General features: G+C 45.3%; 15 protein-coding genes and 1 pseudogene. 11 read left to right on the top strand and 5 right to left on the bottom strand.

Annotation, left to right across the window (positions count from 1 at the left end):
* The first annotated feature begins 3 nt into the window (after positions 1-3).
* The 11 genes from holA (at position 4) to lipA (ending at position 9,831) form a co-directional block, all read left to right on the top strand.
* Positions 4-1,041 (top strand): DNA polymerase III subunit delta, encoded by a 1,038-nt coding sequence (holA, locus tag EYS00_RS18070; RefSeq protein WP_130639150.1) that lies wholly within the window; start codon positions 4-6, stop codon positions 1,039-1,041.
* Positions 1,038-1,676, top strand: coding sequence for a nicotinate (nicotinamide) nucleotide adenylyltransferase (nadD, locus tag EYS00_RS18065; RefSeq protein ID WP_242618824.1), 639 nt, complete (start codon positions 1,038-1,040; stop codon positions 1,674-1,676). Before holA ends, nadD begins: the two co-directional genes overlap by 4 nt.
* A gap of 13 nt (positions 1,677-1,689) precedes the next feature.
* Positions 1,690-2,007, top strand: coding sequence for a ribosome silencing factor (gene rsfS / locus EYS00_RS18060; protein ID WP_130639148.1), 318 nt, complete (start codon positions 1,690-1,692; stop codon positions 2,005-2,007).
* 76 nt (positions 2,008-2,083) lie between these two features.
* Positions 2,084-2,554 (top strand): 23S rRNA (pseudouridine(1915)-N(3))-methyltransferase RlmH, encoded by a 471-nt coding sequence (rlmH, locus tag EYS00_RS18055; protein ID WP_130639146.1) that lies wholly within the window; start codon positions 2,084-2,086, stop codon positions 2,552-2,554.
* Positions 2,555-2,565: 11 nt separating this feature from the next.
* A complete protein-coding gene (gene mrdA, locus EYS00_RS18050) occupies positions 2,566-4,458 on the top strand; it encodes a penicillin-binding protein 2 (protein WP_130639144.1) in 1,893 nt (630 codons plus the stop codon).
* Positions 4,455-5,567, top strand: a complete 1,113-nt coding sequence (gene rodA, locus EYS00_RS18045; RefSeq protein ID WP_130639142.1) for a rod shape-determining protein RodA — start codon at positions 4,455-4,457, stop codon at positions 5,565-5,567. The genes mrdA and rodA overlap by 4 nt, the downstream gene beginning before the upstream one ends.
* Entirely contained in the window at positions 5,564-6,466 is a 903-nt protein-coding gene (locus EYS00_RS18040; RefSeq protein WP_130639140.1) for a septal ring lytic transglycosylase RlpA family protein, read from the top strand. Before rodA ends, EYS00_RS18040 begins: the two co-directional genes overlap by 4 nt.
* Before the next feature lie 201 nt (positions 6,467-6,667).
* Complete coding sequence (locus tag EYS00_RS18035) at positions 6,668-7,849, top strand: serine hydrolase (RefSeq protein WP_130639138.1); 1,182 nt, start codon at positions 6,668-6,670, stop codon at positions 7,847-7,849.
* A 106-nt stretch (positions 7,850-7,955) separates the two neighbouring features.
* Complete coding sequence (gene ybeD / locus EYS00_RS18030) at positions 7,956-8,219, top strand: DUF493 family protein YbeD (RefSeq protein ID WP_130639136.1); 264 nt, start codon at positions 7,956-7,958, stop codon at positions 8,217-8,219.
* A 9-nt stretch (positions 8,220-8,228) separates the two neighbouring features.
* Positions 8,229-8,876 (top strand): lipoyl(octanoyl) transferase LipB, encoded by a 648-nt coding sequence (gene lipB / locus EYS00_RS18025; protein WP_130639134.1) that lies wholly within the window; start codon positions 8,229-8,231, stop codon positions 8,874-8,876.
* Positions 8,869-9,831 (top strand): lipoyl synthase, encoded by a 963-nt coding sequence (gene lipA, locus EYS00_RS18020; protein WP_130639132.1) that lies wholly within the window; start codon positions 8,869-8,871, stop codon positions 9,829-9,831. Before lipB ends, lipA begins: the two co-directional genes overlap by 8 nt.
* Before the next feature lie 71 nt (positions 9,832-9,902).
* Here the strand turns inward: lipA and sucD are convergent, their stop codons facing one another.
* The 5 genes and pseudogenes from sucD to EYS00_RS17995 form a co-directional block, all read right to left on the bottom strand.
* A complete protein-coding gene (sucD, locus tag EYS00_RS18015) occupies positions 9,903-10,775 on the bottom strand; it encodes a succinate--CoA ligase subunit alpha (RefSeq protein ID WP_130639130.1) in 873 nt (290 codons plus the stop codon).
* Positions 10,775-11,941: an ADP-forming succinate--CoA ligase subunit beta gene (sucC, locus tag EYS00_RS18010; protein WP_130639128.1), complete on the bottom strand. Its 1,167-nt coding sequence runs from the start codon at positions 11,939-11,941 to the stop codon at positions 10,775-10,777. Before sucC ends, sucD begins: the two co-directional genes overlap by 1 nt.
* A 143-nt stretch (positions 11,942-12,084) precedes the next feature.
* Positions 12,085-13,563, bottom strand: coding sequence for a 2-oxoglutarate dehydrogenase complex dihydrolipoyllysine-residue succinyltransferase (gene odhB, locus EYS00_RS18005; protein ID WP_130639126.1), 1,479 nt, complete (start codon positions 13,561-13,563; stop codon positions 12,085-12,087).
* A gap of 9 nt (positions 13,564-13,572) precedes the next feature.
* Positions 13,573-16,393 (bottom strand): annotated as a pseudogene (gene sucA / locus EYS00_RS18000) (2-oxoglutarate dehydrogenase E1 component).
* 172 nt (positions 16,394-16,565) lie between these two features.
* On the bottom strand, positions 16,566-17,276 hold the full coding sequence (locus EYS00_RS17995) for a succinate dehydrogenase iron-sulfur subunit (RefSeq protein ID WP_130639124.1): 711 nt from the start codon (positions 17,274-17,276) through the stop codon (positions 16,566-16,568).
* Between the last annotated feature and the right edge of the window lie 6 nt (positions 17,277-17,282).

Raw genomic sequence — 17,282 nt, 5'->3', positions numbered from 1 at the left:
TCAATGCAGGTTTATCCAAATCAATTCACCAATGACATCAGTAAAGGACTCAAGTCCTGCTATATGGTGTTCGGAGATGAGCCTCAACAAAAGTTTGATGTCATCGGTCAAATTCGTACAAAAGCAAAATCGGAAGGTTTCGAAGAACGCACGGTTTTAGTAGCAGATAAAGATTTTTCTTGGTCACAATTGATTGAGGCTACACAAAGTCTTTCTTTGTTCTCTCAGCAACAATTTATCGAATTAGAGCTACCTACCGGCAAGCCCGGAACTGAGGGCAGTAAAGTACTACAGCAAGTGGCATCAACGCTCAACCGCGATACCCTTCTATTGGTTCATGGCCCGAAGATTGGCAAGGACGTACAGAAAGGAAAATGGTTTAAGGCCCTTGATGATGTTGGGGTGCATACCCTCTGTTATCCGTTAGAAGGAAGACAGCTCTCAGCATGGATAAGTTCGCATGTCCAATCCCATCAACTCACAGTATCACCCGCGGGTATTAGCCTGATAGCTGATTTTTGCGAGGGTAATTTGATGGCTGCGAGACAAGAAATTGATAAATTAGCGCTACTCTACCCCGGACAGTCTGTTACTGAGCAGCAAATTGAAGCCGCTATGGTTGATCAGTCTCGATTCAACGTTTTTCAACTCGTCGATGTGATGCTGGCAGGCGATGCTAATAAATGTATAAAAATGCTCGGACGCCTAGAAAGCGAAGGGTTAGAGCCTAACATTGTGATATGGGCCCTGGTAAGAGAATGGGAAACTCTAAATAAACTTAAACTTGTAATGTCATCAGGCCAACAAGTGCAATGGCAACGTTTTGGCATTTGGCGCAACAGACAAGGCGGATATGAGACTGCCCTTCGCCGCCTTAGCCAAGACAATCTTGACCATATTCACATAGCACTTAGCCAAGCTGATTTGGCATTTAAACAAGAATCAATTGCTAAACCCTATGTAAAACTGAGTCACCTTTGCATGATGTTTATGGGGCTCAGTGTTTTTCATATTCCCTTTATGGACCTAACACAACAGTGAGCATATCAGCCATTTTAGGGGGTACATTCAACCCACCTCACCATGGTCATATTACCCCAGCCCTCGAAGTCGCAACTCACTTAGGTATCAAAAAGCTAGGGCTCATGCCATGTAAAATAGCGCCACACAAGCCGGTTCAAGTTGAGCAAAAACACAGAGTGAATATGGTTAAAGTGCTCTGTGAAACCGATCAGCGGTTGTACCCTGAACTCATTGAATTGGAACTGCCCAGTCCCTCATACACCGTAAAAACCCTTAAAGCTCTCAAACAAAGAGACAAACACACAATCTGTTTTTTCATTGGGGCAGATTCCCTGTATACTTTGCATAAATGGTACGTGTGGGAGACGCTACTCGACTATTGCCATATCGTCGTGATGCGTCGTGATGATCAGCAATATTCGCCACCTGACCACATCTTGCCTTGGCTAGAGGCTCATACCACCACGGACGTGAACACACTGCATACGGCAGAAAATGGGTACGTCTATCTGGCAAATTCTGGGTTAGTCACGGTTTCTTCAACCGAACTCCGTACCAAGATTCAACACGAAGACGATGATAATATGCAGCAATGGCTTTCACAGCCTGTACTTGATTACATACGTCATCACAAACTGTATAAAAAGAAGTAGACGAGGAAAACTTTTGGAGAGTCAACAACTCAAACAATTCGTACTAGACAAAATAGACGACATGAAAGCCCGCGATGTTATTGAACTAGATGTACGCGGAAAATCGAGCATTACCGATACGATGATTATTTGCTCAGGTAATTCGAAACGCCACGTGGTAGCTATTGCAGAGAATGCCATTGTAGAAGCTAAGCGCGCTGGAATTGCGCCGAGTAACTTTGACGGAAAGGATACTGGCGAGTGGGTATTGGTTGATTTTGGAGAGGTCATCCTGCACGTGATGCAAGATGAAACACGGGATTTCTATCAATTAGAAAAATTGTGGGCGTAAACTCGCGATTTTTGTTGTCGGAGCATAATGGTTAGTAAACCCATTGTGCTTTTTGATAAAAAGGAATAGCTAAAGCGTGCGAATACAAATAGTTGCCGTTGGAACTAAGATGCCGGCTTGGGTTACCGCTGGTGTGGATGAATTCTTGCGCCGTTTTCCCTCTGATTTACCAGTATCATTTACTGAAATCCCGGCTGGAAAGAGAGGTAAGAACGCCGATATAAAGCGTATATTGGACAAGGAAGGTGATCAAATGCTCGCCGCCATTCCCAAGGGCAATAAAATTGTTACTCTTGAAGTCACAGGAAGGCCCTGGGATACCCCAACCCTGGCTAAGCAGCTCGACAACTGGAAAATGGATGGCAGAGATGTAAGTTTGCTCATTGGTGGTCCAGAGGGGCTAGCACCCTCTTGTATTGCTGCATCAGAGCAGAAGTGGTCATTGTCTGCGTTAACCCTTCCTCACCCGCTGGTTAGAATTATTCTCACAGAAAGCTTGTACCGCGCGTGGTCAGTAACACAAAATCACCCCTATCATCGCGAGTGAGAAAACGTTAAATGCAACGGAAGCGCCAAGCCATAAGAGACCATACTGCTGAGTCAAATCTATTTGCTCGCAGGGCAACGATTGCGTTTTTTATTGTGGTAGTTGTTTTAGGTGGCGTACTACGAAACTTGTATTCTTTGCAAATCGAGCAGTTTGAAGACTATCAAACCAGGTCTAATGGAAATCGAATTAAAGTCCTCCCTGTCGCGCCAAATCGCGGATTAATCTACGATAGAAACGGTGTGCTCCTAGCCGAAAACAAGCCTGTTTTCAGTTTGGAGATCATTCCTGAAGAGGTCGAAGATTTAGAGGCAATGTTACTTGGACTGCAACAGCTCATTGGGATAACGCAGGAGGAGGTAGACGACTTCTACGACAGTTTGAAACGTCAACGTCGCTTCAAGCCTGTATCGCTTCGCACTCAATTGAGTGAGGAAGATGTGGCTAGATTCTCGGCCCATAAGCACTTGTATGCTGGTGCTAGCATAGAAGCGCGTCTTGCCCGTCATTACCCCTACGGAGATTCGCTAACACACCTCTTGGGATATGTAGCAAGAATCAATAAAAAAGACCTGCAAAAAATAGTTGAAGCAGGTCAAGAAGCTAACTACGCTGCCAGTCACTACATAGGTAAATTGGGCATTGAAAAATATCACGAAGAAATTCTCCACGGCTCGGTTGGTTATCAACAAGTAGAAGTCAATAATCAGGGGCGTATTATTCGTGTCCTTGATGTTACTCCGCCAGTACCGGGCAGAGATATAGTGCTAAACATCGATATCGAACTTCAACTTGAAAGCCAGCGTATTCTTGATCAAACAAGAGGGGCGATAGTGTTATCAGACACTCGCACGGGTGGCGTACTCGCGATGTACTCTAATCCAAGTTACGACCCCAACCTTTTCGTACATGGTATTAGCCGGAACAACTACGCAGAGTTACTCAATTCTCCCGATAGGCCGTTGATAAATAGAGCTACTCAAGGACAATATCCGCCAGCGTCAACCGTTAAGCCTCATTTGGGTCTGTTGGGGTTAGAAGAAGGTATTATTACCCCCGACTACACCATAAAAGATAGAGGTCGCTACCAACTACCCAACGTGTCACACGTTTGGCGCGATTGGAAAAAAATAGGTCACGGCGATGTGAATGTCGCAAAAGCAATAGAAGTCTCTTGTGACACTTTCTACTACGATTTAGCCTATAACCTTGGCATTGATAAGATAAGCGATGCTATGTACGCATTTGGTTTTGGTGATTACACCGGTATCGACCTTTACGAGGAATCAGATGCCAATATGCCAAGCCGAGGCTGGAAACGAGCCCGTTTCAATCAGCCTTGGTACGTCGGTGACACTATTCCTGTAGGTATAGGGCAGAGTTATTGGACTACCACCCCGATTCAATTGAACCACACTATTAACACGTTAATTAACCGCGGTGAACGCTATATCCCGCAGATCATAAGAGGATATGTTGAAGCCGACGGTTCAACGTCTCTTATTCCGCTAAAATCACTTCAGCCTGTTGTGATTCAGAATCAAGAGAACTTAGATATTGTTCTCAATGCCATGCATGATGTGGTGAGCGGTAGCGAGGGAACCGCGCGCTTTGCCTTTGCCAATTCCCATTATGATTCCGCGGGTAAAACGGGCACTGCACAACTTATCGCGGTTGCTCAGGGAGAGGATTACGACGCAGATAAGATAGATGAGCGCCACCGAGACAACGCCATGTATGTCGGGTACGCCCCTTTCAAATCACCCGAAGTATCTGTCACCGTAGTTTTAGAGAACGTGGGTGGAGGAAGTTCAAACGCAGCCCCAGTGGCTCGGCAAATACTTGATTTCTATTTTAGAGACAGAGAGTCAATCTACCCTGATGAGGATGTTGTTGAACAATGAACCAAACCTTATCACCTAACAAAACATCGTTCCTTCACCGTATTCACATCGACGGATGGTTGCTATTGGGACTACTCGCGTTAATGTCAGTAGGTTTGTTTACACTCTACTCAGCATCTGGACAAGACCAAGGCCAAATGACGCGACAACTGATAAGGCTCGCGATCAGTTTTGTCGCTATGTTCGTAGTGGCACAAATACCAACGGGTGCTTATCGGCGTTTATCCCCTTACGCGTATGTGGTTGGTTTACTCATGTTGATTGCCGTACTTTTTTTCGGTGATATGGGGAAAGGAGCCCAGCGATGGCTCGATTTAGGTGTGGTGAGATTTCAACCGTCAGAGCTTATGAAGCTAGCAGTACCCATGATGGTCGCTTGGTACATCAGTAAATTTACCCTACCGCCAACGACCATTAATGTAGTTATTGGCTTCGTATTAGTGGCAATACCTACCGTGCTTATTGCTAGACAACCAGACTTAGGCACATCCTTACTTATTGCAAGTTCTGGGGTCTTCGCAATATTTCTCGCGGGCATGCGCTGGCGGCTTATTGGTGTACTTGCGCTTTTAGGTGGTGCATTTTTGCCTATCATGTGGTTCTTCCTCATGAAAGACTATCAAAAGCAACGAGTACTCACTTTCATGAATCCAGAGAGTGACCCTCTTGGTGCTGGTTATCACATCATCCAATCAAAAATTGCCATAGGCTCTGGAGGAATGGATGGCAAGGGCTGGCTACAAGGAACTCAGTCTCAGTTAGAGTTTCTACCTGAACGTCATACCGATTTTATCTTCTCTGTGTTTAGTGAGGAATTCGGTTTAAGAGGCGTAATTGTCTTACTTGCCATTTACCTCTGTATAATTTTGCGCGGTCTCATTATTGCTTCGCGGGCGCAAGACGCATACAGTAGGCTTCTTGCAGGCAGTATTATACTTACCTTCTTTGTATACGTATTCGTCAACATGGGCATGGTTTCCGGTATATTACCCGTCGTTGGAGTGCCACTGCCTTTAGTTAGCTACGGGGGGACCTCTATGGTGACCTTGATGGCAGGTTTTGGTGTGTTAATGTCAATTGCAACACAAGCGCGGTTAATGTCTCGATGAGCAGTGAAGTGGTATCAAAAAACAGTAAGAGTTTGTATGCAGTGTGCGCTTTTCTCTGTCTTTTGGTGCTTATCACTGGCTGTCAAAGCAACTCTTCAACGCCTCAAGGGCGGTATACCCAGCATCAGGATTCTGCTCCTAACTACATCGCTGACATTCCTTTACCGTCGAGTGCAGTGCCCAAGTACGAACCCTATACTCAATACACACTGCGCCCATACGAAGTACTCGGAAAATCCTATACGCCGTTACGCACAGGTAAAGGTTATGAAACCGTTGGATATGCGAGTTGGTACGGTCAAAAGTTTCACGGCCATTTAACTTCGAACGGCGAAACATACAATATGTTTGCTATGACTGCTGCCCACAAAACACTTCCCTTACCCTCCTATGTTCGAGTAACAAATTTAGATAACAACAAGCAAGTGATTGTAAGAGTTAACGATAGAGGGCCATTTCATGACAACCGAGTTATTGACCTGAGTTACGCCGCTGCCGTTCATCTTGATTACAAAAACAAAGGTACTGCCCGAGTAAAGCTAGAGGTTATCCACTTCGACGAAGATAAAAATGTCACCATTGGTAACCAACCCACCCAATCGTATGATGAGTATTTAGGCGTAACGCCCCTACCCAAACCAGTTCCAAGACTAACAAGCAACGTGGACCCATCGGCGTATTATGTCCAAGTGGTTGCTTCTTCTAATAAACAACGCATCGAGTCTATTTCGAAAGTACTTACCGCCTTGTATCAAGTTAATGTGGCTTTGCCTCAGGTGAACAATGTCTACAAGCTTCAATTAGGTCCACTTGTTGATGAAACCCACGCAGTGTCGCTAGTAAATCAATTAAAACAGAGCGGCTATCCTCAAGCGTACACGATTCGCCCATCATCATAGGCGTTTTGCCCAACAAGCTAGCTTGCTATTTTTGTTCGATAAATTTAGATTCTTGTTAAACTTTTTCGCTAAAGCCTAGTCCTAGTTACTACCATAGGATAGAATCCTGTGCATCGTGTATATCACGCTCATTTCTAATCGCACGAAGTAATAACTCGTGTGATATCGAACGTACCGAAAACTGCATAAAGAAAAATAATCATGCTTAAAAAATTTCATCGCGCTATCTCAGTTATCTCTACGTCCGCATGCTTACTATGTGCTTCGTTGACGTCTACCGGCCATGCCGCAGTTATCACTCCTCCAGCGCCATCAGTAGCAGCAGAAGGCTTTTTGCTGACTGACTATGAAACAGGGCACGTCATTGCCTCTAAAAACGCCGACATGCAATTAGCTCCGGCGAGCCTTACTAAAATAATGACGATTTATGTCATTGGTAAAGAATTGCAAGCGGGTAACATTAGCTTGGATGACGAGGTCACTATTTCTGAGAATGCTTGGGCGAAAAAATTCCCAGATTCCTCAAAGATGTTCATTGAAGTCGGAACACAAGTGCCTGTGCGCGATTTGCTCCGCGGTATTGTGGTTCAATCTGGTAACGACGCTTGTGTAGCAATGGCTGAACACGTAGCGGGTTCAGAGTCTGCGTTCGCCAGCATGATGAATGCCCACGCAGCGGCACTTGGTATGACGGCGACTAACTATGTTAACGCACACGGCTTACACGATCCTGACCACTTTACTACACCCAGAGACATGGCAACCCTATCTCGTGCGCTCATTGAAGAAACGCCAGATATGTATGCAATTTACAGCGAGAAAGAGTTTACTTACAACGGTATTAAGCAATATAACCGCAATAGCTTGTTGTGGGATAAAAGTCTAAACGTTGATGGAATAAAAACAGGCTACACCTCCGATGCGGGCTACAGTCTTATCACTTCCGCAACGCAAGGTGATATGCGTCTGATCTCAGTGGTGATGGGTACCGAACAAGAACGCGACCGTAAAGTCGAAAACAAAAAGCTACTGAAATACGGCTTCCGTTTTTATGAAACAGTAACACCGTATTCAGCGGGAGAAAGCTTTGTGGCTCAACGTATTTATATGGGCGACAGAGAAACCGTAGATTTGGGTATTAACCAGTCAACGCCAATTACCATTCCACGTGGTCAAGCAGCAAACCTTGAAGCTAACTTTGAGTTAGATAGCCAACTCGAGGCACCATTGGCAAAAGGCCAAGTGGTGGGCACGCTTTACTTACAACTAGATGGCGAAGATGTAGCAAGTTACCCTCTAGTAACATTACAAGAAGTTAATGAAGGCGGTATGTTTGACCAGTTTAAAGATTACATCATGCTTCAACTGGGGCTAGACGAATAGCTCGCGTAATTCTACTACCATTTGATGGTGTAAAGCTTTCTATAAAACGGCCGGATTTGGTATAATCCGGCCGTTTTGTTTTTATTGATAGTATCAAGGATATCGCATGGATACCCGATTCGACGAACTTCTCGAATTCCCTACTCGCCAAACGTTTAAAATCATGGGGGTTGCCCACGACGACTTACCTGATCAGGTAATTTCTCGTCTTCAACAGCTCGCACCAGGTGATTACTCCCCCAAGATAAAGCCAAGTAGTAAAGGCAATTACCACTCGCTGTCTTTAAGTGTTTTGGTGACTAGTAAAGAGCATATGGAATCTATCTACACCGAGCTTTCTAAATTAGAGTTAGTACGTGTTGTGCTGTAGGACCCTACCTTGAACACTTCAATAGTAGTACGCCAACTTGGGCGTCAAGCGTATACGCCAATTTGGCAACATATGCAAAACTACACCGACAATCGCAGTTCAGAGTCACCGGATGAACTGTGGCTCGTTGAACACGATCCTGTGTTTACCCAAGGGCAAGCCGGAAAAGCAGAGCACGTGCTGATGCCAGGTGATATTCCAGTGGTACAAGTAGACCGCGGCGGACAAGTCACCTATCATGGACCAGGGCAGCAAGTTATTTACGTGCTGTTAGATATTCGTAGGCGCAAATTGGGTGTAAGACATTTGGTAACGGCAATGGAAAATGCTGTGGTTGCCCTCCTCGCAAAATATGATATTGAGGCTTATCCCAAACCGGATGCTCCTGGCGTTTATGTCGATGAAAGAAAAGTATGCTCCCTTGGATTACGTATTCGTAATGGCTGTTCATTCCATGGGTTAGCGTTAAATGTTAATATGGACCTCTCGCCGTTCCAGCGCATAAACCCTTGTGGTTATGCAGGTATGGAAATGATTGATACGCACCGTTTGGGTGGACCTGATTCTTTGGAGGTTGCAGGAGAGCAACTGGCTTCACTGCTGTTGAATGAACTTGCAATCACCGACATAACATACAAAGAAGGTTTTGATGAGTAACGCACGACCGCAAGCGGGTGTAAAACTCCGCGACGACGAAAAAGTTAAACACATTCCCGTAACTATCATCCCTACAGAAAAAGAGGAAATGTTACGCAAACCAGAATGGATCAAAATTAAGCTGCCTCGTACCACCGAGAACATTGACCATATCAAGAAAACACTGCGCAAAAATAACCTTCACTCAGTATGTGAGGAGGCGAGCTGCCCTAACTTAGCGGAGTGTTTCAATAAAGGTACGGCTACCTTTATGATTTTAGGAGACATCTGTACTCGACGTTGTCCTTTCTGTGATGTAGCTCACGGCAAGCCACTCCCGCCTAGCGCAGAAGAGCCTCTTAAGCTTGCAAAAACTATTGCGGAAATGAAGCTAAAATATGTGGTAATAACGTCAGTAGATCGTGATGATTTACGTGATGGCGGTGCACAGCATTTTGTGGATTGTATTAATGCGATTCGTGAACATAGCCCCTCAACCACGATTGAAGTACTTGTCCCCGACTTCAGAGGTCGCATGGACAAAGCACTTGAGATTTTCAAGAACGGCGTTCCTGACGTATTTAACCACAACCTTGAAACCATTCCCCGCTTATATCGTGAATGTCGCCCTGGTGCGAATTACAAATGGTCTTTGGAGCTTCTTAAGAAATTTAAAGCACAGCACCCTAAAGTAATGACTAAGTCTGGGCTTATGATGGGAATGGGCGAGAATGCTGAAGAAATGGAAGGTGTACTTCGCGACCTTCGCGAACATGATGTAGACATGCTAACCCTTGGTCAGTACCTACAGCCAAGTAAACACCACTACCCTGTTAAGCGTTATGTACATCCTAAAGAATTTGATGCCTTAGGTGACTATGCGAAATCAATTGGTTTCACACACGCAGCATGTGGTCCTATGGTACGCTCAAGTTACCATGCCGATCAACAGGCAGCAGGTATTGAGGTTAAGTAAATTTCTTAATGTCTTCACTTACAAAAAAGCCCGCATTAGCGGGCTTTTTATTGTGCTTTAAGCGAGGTTGATTACCAACCTGTAGCTTCGCGAAGTGCTTTACCGATATCGGCAAGTGAACGAACAGTTTTAACACCAGCAGCTTCTAGTGCTTTAAACTTCTCGTCAGCAGTACCTTTACCGCCAGCGATAATTGCACCAGCGTGACCCATACGCTTACCTGGAGGTGCAGTTACACCAGCAATGTAAGACACAACAGGCTTAGTTACGTTTTCTTTAATAAACGCAGCCGCTTCCTCTTCCGCAGTACCACCGATTTCACCGATCATTACGATCGCTTCAGTTTGTGGATCGTCTTGGAACAACTTCAAAATATCGATGAAGTTTGAACCTGGGATTGGGTCACCACCAATACCAACACAAGAAGACTGACCGAAACCTTCGTCAGTAGTTTGCTTAACCGCTTCGTAAGTAAGTGTACCAGAACGAGATACGATACCTACTTTACCAGGCTTGTGGATATGACCAGGCATGATACCAATCTTACACTCACCCGGAGTGATAACACCTGGGCAGTTTGGACCGATCATACGCACGCCTTTTGCTTCAACGTATTCTTTAACGTAAAGCATGTCTAGCGTAGGAATACCTTCAGTAATACAAACGATAAGCTCGATGCCTGCATCTGCCGCTTCTACGATTGAATCTTTACAGAAAGGTGCTGGTACGTAGATAACTGTCGCTGTTGCGCCAGTAGCTTCTACCGCTTCACGAACAGTATTGAATACTGGAAGACCTAGGTGCTCAGTTCCGCCTTTGCCTGGTGTAACACCACCAACCATTTGCGTACCGTATGCAATCGCTTGCTCAGAGTGGAAAGTACCCTGACCGCCAGTAAAGCCCTGACAGATAACTTTAGTATCTTTATTAATTAATACAGACATTATTTGCCCTCCGCTGCAGCAACAACTTTTTGAGCTGCATCAGTAAGCGACTCAGCTGCAATGATATCAAGACCAGAGTTCGCTAGAACGTCACGACCTAGTTCAGCGTTAGTACCTTCAAGACGAACTACAACTGGTACTTCAACGCCAACTTCTTTAACCGCACCGATAATACCTTCTGCAATCATGTCACAACGTACGATACCACCGAAGATGTTAACAAGTACCGCAGAAACATTGTCATCAGAAAGGATGATCTTGAATGCTTCAGCAACACGCTCTTTAGTTGCACCACCACCAACATCAAGGAAGTTAGCTGGCTTACCACCGTGCAGGTTTACGATATCCATGGTACCCATCGCTAGGCCCGCACCGTTAACCATACAACCAACATTACCGTCTAGTGCAACGTAGTTAAGTTCAAATTGCGCAGCGTGAGCTTCACGAGCATCTTCTTGAGAAGGGTCGTGCATCTCTTTTACTTTAGGCTGGCGATATAGCGCATTGCTGTCGATTCCGACTTTCGCATCTAGACAGTGAAGGTCACCGTCTTCTTTGATGACAAGTGGGTTGATTTCAATAAGTGCAACGTCTAGTTCTTCAAACATTTTAGCAAGACCTAGGAAGATCTTAGTGAATTGCTTGATTTGTACACCTGAAAGACCAAGTTTGAACGCCATTTCGCGTGCTTGGTAAGGCTGAGGACCTACAATCGGGTCTATTTCAGCTTTAAGGATTTTTTCTGGTGTTTCTTCTGCAACAGTTTCAATCTCAACGCCACCTTCAGTAGACGCCATAAATACAACACGACGGGTTGTACGGTCTACAACAGCACCAAGGTAAAGTTCGTTAGCGATATCTGTGCAAGATTCTACTAGGATTTTGCTCACAGGCTGACCGTTTTCGTCAGTCTGGAAAGTCACCAAATTTTTGCCTAGCCAGTTTTCAGCAAACGCGCGAATATCGTCTTTGTTTTTAACTAACTTAACGCCGCCCGCTTTACCGCGACCACCTGCGTGGACCTGGCATTTAACTACCCACTCTTCTCCGCCAACACGGTCAGCGGCTTCTACAGCACCTTGAGGAGTGTCTGCTGCGTATCCTTCAGAAACAGGTAAGCCGTATTCTTTGAATAGCTGCTTACCTTGGTATTCATGCAAATTCATGGTGTTTCTATCCGATTTTTATTTAGACAAAAGCCGCTCTCGCGACTTGATTAGTTTGACAGATATTATAGGGCAAATATCTGCGTTGTGTCGGGCGGTTACTACATTTACCGCCCTTCCACAATTCTCAAGAGAGTTTAAAGCTACACGTCCAATAGTAGGCGTGTTGGATCTTCTAGCATCTCTTTTACCGTTACCAGGAAGCCAACTGACTCTTTACCATCGATAATACGGTGGTCGTAAGACAGAGCTAGGTACATCATTGGTAAGATTTCAACCTTACCGTTAACTGCCATTGGGCGGTCCTGAATTTTGTGCATACCCAAAATCGCGCTTTGCGGTGGGTTAATAATTGGTGTAGACATCAATGAGCCGAACACACCACCATTAGTGATAGTGAAGTTACCGCCCTGAAGTTCAGCTAGCGAAAGCTTACCGTCACGGCCTTTAATTGCTAGGTCTTTGATGCCTTTCTCGATACCAGCCATACCAAGGTTATCAGTATCTTTCAGTACTGGTGTTACCAATCCACGAGGTGTAGATACAGCAATAGAGATATCGAAGTAATTGTGGTAGCAAATGTCATCACCATCGATAGACGCATTCACCTCTGGGAAGCGCTTAAGGGCTTCAGTCACAGCTTTCACGTAGAAAGACATGAAACCAAGGCGAATACCGTGACGCTTCTCAAAACCTTCTTGATATTGCTTACGAAGTTCCATGATAGGCTTCATGTTCACTTCGTTAAACGTTGTTAGCATCGCAGTTGAGTTTTTCGCCTCTAGAAGACGGTTGGCGATGGTCTTGCGAAGACGAGTCATTGGTACGCGTTTTTCGGTACGGTCACCAGTAGGCAGTGCTACTTCTGAAGCTGCTGCCGCTGGGGCTGCTGCCGGTGCACTGTCGCCAGCTTTTAGATACTTCTCAACATCTTCTTTAGTGATACGGCCGTTTTTGCCAGTACCTTTTACTTTAGAAGCGTCTACACCTTTTTCTGCAAGTAAACGACGAACAGAAGGGCTTAGCGCATCACTACCTTCTTCGGCTTCTTCTGCTGCAGGCGCTGCGGCAGAAGCACCAGAAGCAGCACCAGCAACGAATTTTGCAATTACTTCTTCCGCAGTTACCGTTGCACCCTCGTCAGCGATGATTTCTGATAGTGAACCGTCCGCAGGCGCTACCACTTCCAAAACCACTTTGTCTGTTTCGATGTCTACAAGGTTTTGGTCGCGAGATACCGCCTCACCTACCGCAACATGCCATGTAGCGATTGTTGCGTCAGCAACTGATTCTGGCAAAACAGGTACCTTAATGTCAGTTGCTTCTGCAGTGGCTGCTGGTGCAGCAGCTGGCGCAGATTCAGCTTTTGCAGCTGGAGCGGCACCGCCCTCTGTAAGATTAGCAATCACTTGTTCACCCAATACAGTCGCACCTTCTTCGTTCAGGATATCACCGATAACACCGTCAGCTGGAGCAACAACTTCCAACACAACTTTATCAGTTTCAATGTCAACTAGGTTCTGGTCGCGCTTTACTGTGTCACCGGCCTTTACATGCCAGGTTGCAATGGTGGCATCGGCAACTGACTCAGGTAAAACCGGAACTTTTATCTCAATTGTCATTTTTGTTCCTTATTTAATTGTAAGTGCGTCTTCAACCAGGGCTTTCTGTTGCTGGTTGTGAACGGATACGTAACCTACTGCAGGCGAAGAAGAAGCTTCACGACCTGCATATGCTAATTTGGCGCCATCTGGAATTACGTTCCAGAAATGATGCTGACTGCAATACCAAGCACCTTGGTTCTGCGGTTCTTCCTGACACCAAACCCAATCTTTTACATGGCTGTACTGAGCCATAATTTCAGCACACTCCGCTTCAGGGAACGGATATAGCTGCTCTAGACGAATAATTGCCACGTCAGTTTGTTCATTTTTACGACGCTGCTCTAGCAAATCGTAATAAACTTTACCTGAACACATGACTACACGCTTAACACCTTTAGGGTCTATGTCATCTATCTCGCCAATAACGTTTTGGAATTGACCTTCGGCAAGCTCTTCAATAGTCGACGTTGCTAATGGATGACGAAGTAACGACTTAGGTGACATAACAATAAGAGGTTTGCGCATTGGGCGAACCACTTGGCGACGAAGCATGTTATACACCTGTGCAGGTGTAGAAGGCACACATACTTGCCAGTTGTGATCAGCACACATTTGCAAGAAGCGTTCTAGACGAGCAGAGCTATGTTCTGGCCCTTGACCTTCATAACCGTGAGGTAGCAGCACAGTCAGACCACACAAGCGGCCCCACTTAGCTTCACCAGAGCTTAAGAACTGGTCAAATACAACTTGTGCACCGTTGGCAAAGTCACCAAACTGCGCTTCCCAAATTGTAAGACATCCTGGCTCGGCAGTAGCGAAGCCGTATTCAAATGCCATTACGGCTTCTTCTGAAAGTACTGAGTCATAGATTTCTATCTGACCCTGTCCGTCACGTATATGCTGAAGTGGCATATGTGTCGTAGCATCTTTCTGATTGTGAAGCACTGCATGGCGGTGGAAGAAGGTACCACGGCCAGAGTCCTGACCTGTAATACGTATATCATTGCCTTCGTCTACGATACTTGCATAAGCTAAGTTTTCTGCCATACCCCAATCGAGCTTCTTGTCGCCATCGACCATTGCTTTTCGATCAAGGTACAACTTGTTAACACGAGACTGGAGTTTATGCTCTTCTGGGAAGTCAACTAGCGCTTCACCCAAAGATTTCAGTTTTTCAACCGACAATGAACCGTCGTATTCAGTATCCCAATCGTGGCCAAGATATGGACTCCAATCGACAGTATGTTCTGTCATTGGACGCCACTCTTCTACCACACATGCACCATGATCTAGGGCCGCGCGATATTCATCAACAAAGCGATCGGCATCACGCTGTTCAATTACGCCTTCAGCGATAAGCTGATCTGCATATAATTGACGTGGTACTGGGTGCTTTTTTGATCTTTTGATACATCAGTGGCTGAGTAGCATTCGGCTCATCAGCTTCGTTGTGACCATGACGGCGATAACACACAAGGTCAATGACCACATCACGCTTAAATTTATTGCGGTATTCCAACGCTAATTGAGTAACAAAAGCAACCGCTTCAGGGTCGTCTGAATTCACGTGAAGAATCGGCGCCTGAACCATTTTCGCTATATCAGTACAATATTGTGTCGAACGAGTATCTTCTGTTTTAGAAGTAGTAAAGCCAACTTGGTTGTTTACTACGATACGAACAGTACCACCGACCGCGAAACCACGGGTTTGTGACATGTTAAAGGTTTCTTGAACAACCCCTTGCCCAGCGATAGCAGAGTCACCGTGAATGGTAATAGGTAACACACTGTTGGTATCGTTTTCCCGACGCCCTAGACGCGCCCTAACTGATCCCATAACTACTGGATTTACAATTTCCAAGTGAGAAGGGTTAAAGGCCAATGCTAGGTGAACATTACCGCCAGGCGTTGCAAAATCTGAAGAGAAGCCCGCATGGTATTTAACGTCACCAGCTCCTAGTGAATCGTCATGCTTACCAGAGAATTCATCGAACAGGACAGACGGGTTTTTACCTAATACGTTAACAAGAACATTTAAGCGCCCACGGTGAGCCATACCTACAACGACTTCTTTAGTACCAGAAGTACCAGCTTTTGTGATAAGCCCTTTGAGCATAGGGATTAGTGCGTCGCCACCTTCTAATGAGAAACGCTTTGCTCCAGGGAACTTCGCACCTAGGTATTTTTCCATACCATCAGCAGCGGTAAGCCCCTTTAAGATGCTTAGCTTTTCATCTTTAGAAAAAGTTGGTTTGGCCTGAACAGATTCTATCTTGTTTTGTAGCCAGCGCTTTTGGTCCGTATCGGTAATATGCATGTACTCAGCACCGATAGAACCACAATACGTGCGATTAAGTGACTTATACAACTCGCCCAAAGACATAGCGTCTTTCCCGATGGCGTATGAACCAACGTTAAAAACAGCATCAAAGTCAGATTCGGAAAGATTGTGATGCGAAAGTTCTAGGTCGCGAACACGTGCCTGTTTCCACAACCCAAGTGGGTCAAGATTGGCATGTTGATGTCCACGAAAACGATATGCATTTATTAGCTGTAGCACTTTGACCTGACGGTCATCACTAACTGTATTAGCTTGCGCCGGAGCACTTGTCATTCTGGCTGTAGGGCCTAGCGAAGCAAGTTTCCTAAATTGTTCTTTTATTGCTGTATGATTTGTTTCTAGCTCAACGCCATCAACCTTGGGAAGGTTATCAAAGATTTGACGCCACGTATCTGAAACACTTTGCGAGTCTTCCAAATACGCCTCGTACAATTCCTCAACATAGGCAGCGTTGGCACCAGCCATGTGCGAGGAATCCCACCACGCTTTCATCACGCTTTCTTGCATTATTTTGCCTTGCTACGTTTCGTAAAAAGTATTTACCATCGATTTGTATTATAAGGCTATTCTTGGCATAACCAAGCTTTGAGCCAATGAATACACAAAAAAATAGCCATCCAAAGGGGATGGCCATTTAAATCATTACTAACTGTCACAAAAAGTAAACAGAGATAGTATATTAAACAGCCCGCTGTAGAAGCATTGACTTAATCTGGCCAATGGCTTTTGTCGGGTTTAGTCCTTTCGGGCAAACACTCACACAGTTCATGATTCCGTGACAACGGAACACGCTAAATGCGTCATCGAGGTCGTTCAAACGCTCATCTGTCGCCGTGTCACGGCTATCGATGAGAAAACGGTAAGCATGAAGCAAACCAGCTGGACCAATGAACTTGTCTGGATTCCACCAGAAAGATGGGCATGATGTTGAACAACATGCACACAAAATACACTCGTAAAGGCCATCCAGCTTCGCTCGCTCTTCAGGTGACTGAAGATGTTCGCGCGCTGGTGGCTGTTTGTTGTCGTTTATCAAGAAAGGTTTAATTTTCTCGTACTGTGTGTAGAACTGAGTCATGTCTACTACTAAGTCACGAACAACAGGTAGGCCCGGTAATGGACGTACCACAATCTTTCCTTTGCCCAAAGCAGACAATGGAGTAATACATGCAAGGCCGTTTTTGCCGTTCATGTTTACACCATCAGAACCACAAACCCCTTCGCGACAAGAGCGGCGGAACGACAGAGTTGGATCTTGCTCTTTAAGTGCTAGCAAGGCGTCCAATACCATCATGTCACGTTCACCCTCTACTTCTAGAGTGTAATCCTGCATGCGTGGCGCATTATCCACGTCTGGGTTATAGCGATAAATTGAAAAAGATAATTGCATGTCTTT

The organism is Alteromonas sp. KUL49 (assembly GCF_006538345.1).
Classification (GTDB): Bacteria; Pseudomonadota; Gammaproteobacteria; order Enterobacterales; family Alteromonadaceae; genus Alteromonas.
Note: the sequence above shows the minus strand (reverse complement) of the source record. Positions and strands in the feature narration are given on the sequence as shown.

What these genes read in the sequence shown, in the direction of transcription:
- holA (WP_130639150.1), top strand. Translation starts at nt 4, where the DNA reads ATGCAGGTTTATCCAAATCAATTCACCAATGACATCAGTAAAGGACTC.
- mrdA (WP_130639144.1), top strand. Translation starts at nt 2,566, where the DNA reads ATGCAACGGAAGCGCCAAGCCATAAGAGACCATACTGCTGAGTCAAAT.
- ybeD (WP_130639136.1), top strand. Translation starts at nt 7,956, where the DNA reads ATGGATACCCGATTCGACGAACTTCTCGAATTCCCTACTCGCCAAACG.
- EYS00_RS18040 (WP_130639140.1), top strand. Translation starts at nt 5,564, where the DNA reads ATGAGCAGTGAAGTGGTATCAAAAAACAGTAAGAGTTTGTATGCAGTG.
- odhB (WP_130639126.1), bottom strand. Translation starts at nt 13,563, where the DNA reads ATGACAATTGAGATAAAAGTTCCGGTTTTACCTGAGTCAGTTGCCGAT.
- sucC (WP_130639128.1), bottom strand. Translation starts at nt 11,941, where the DNA reads ATGAATTTGCATGAATACCAAGGTAAGCAGCTATTCAAAGAATACGGC.
- lipA (WP_130639132.1), top strand. Translation starts at nt 8,869, where the DNA reads ATGAGTAACGCACGACCGCAAGCGGGTGTAAAACTCCGCGACGACGAA.
- EYS00_RS18035 (WP_130639138.1), top strand. Translation starts at nt 6,668, where the DNA reads ATGCTTAAAAAATTTCATCGCGCTATCTCAGTTATCTCTACGTCCGCA.
- EYS00_RS17995 (WP_130639124.1), bottom strand. Translation starts at nt 17,276, where the DNA reads ATGCAATTATCTTTTTCAATTTATCGCTATAACCCAGACGTGGATAAT.
- sucD (WP_130639130.1), bottom strand. Translation starts at nt 10,775, where the DNA reads ATGTCTGTATTAATTAATAAAGATACTAAAGTTATCTGTCAGGGCTTT.
- rodA (WP_130639142.1), top strand. Translation starts at nt 4,455, where the DNA reads ATGAACCAAACCTTATCACCTAACAAAACATCGTTCCTTCACCGTATT.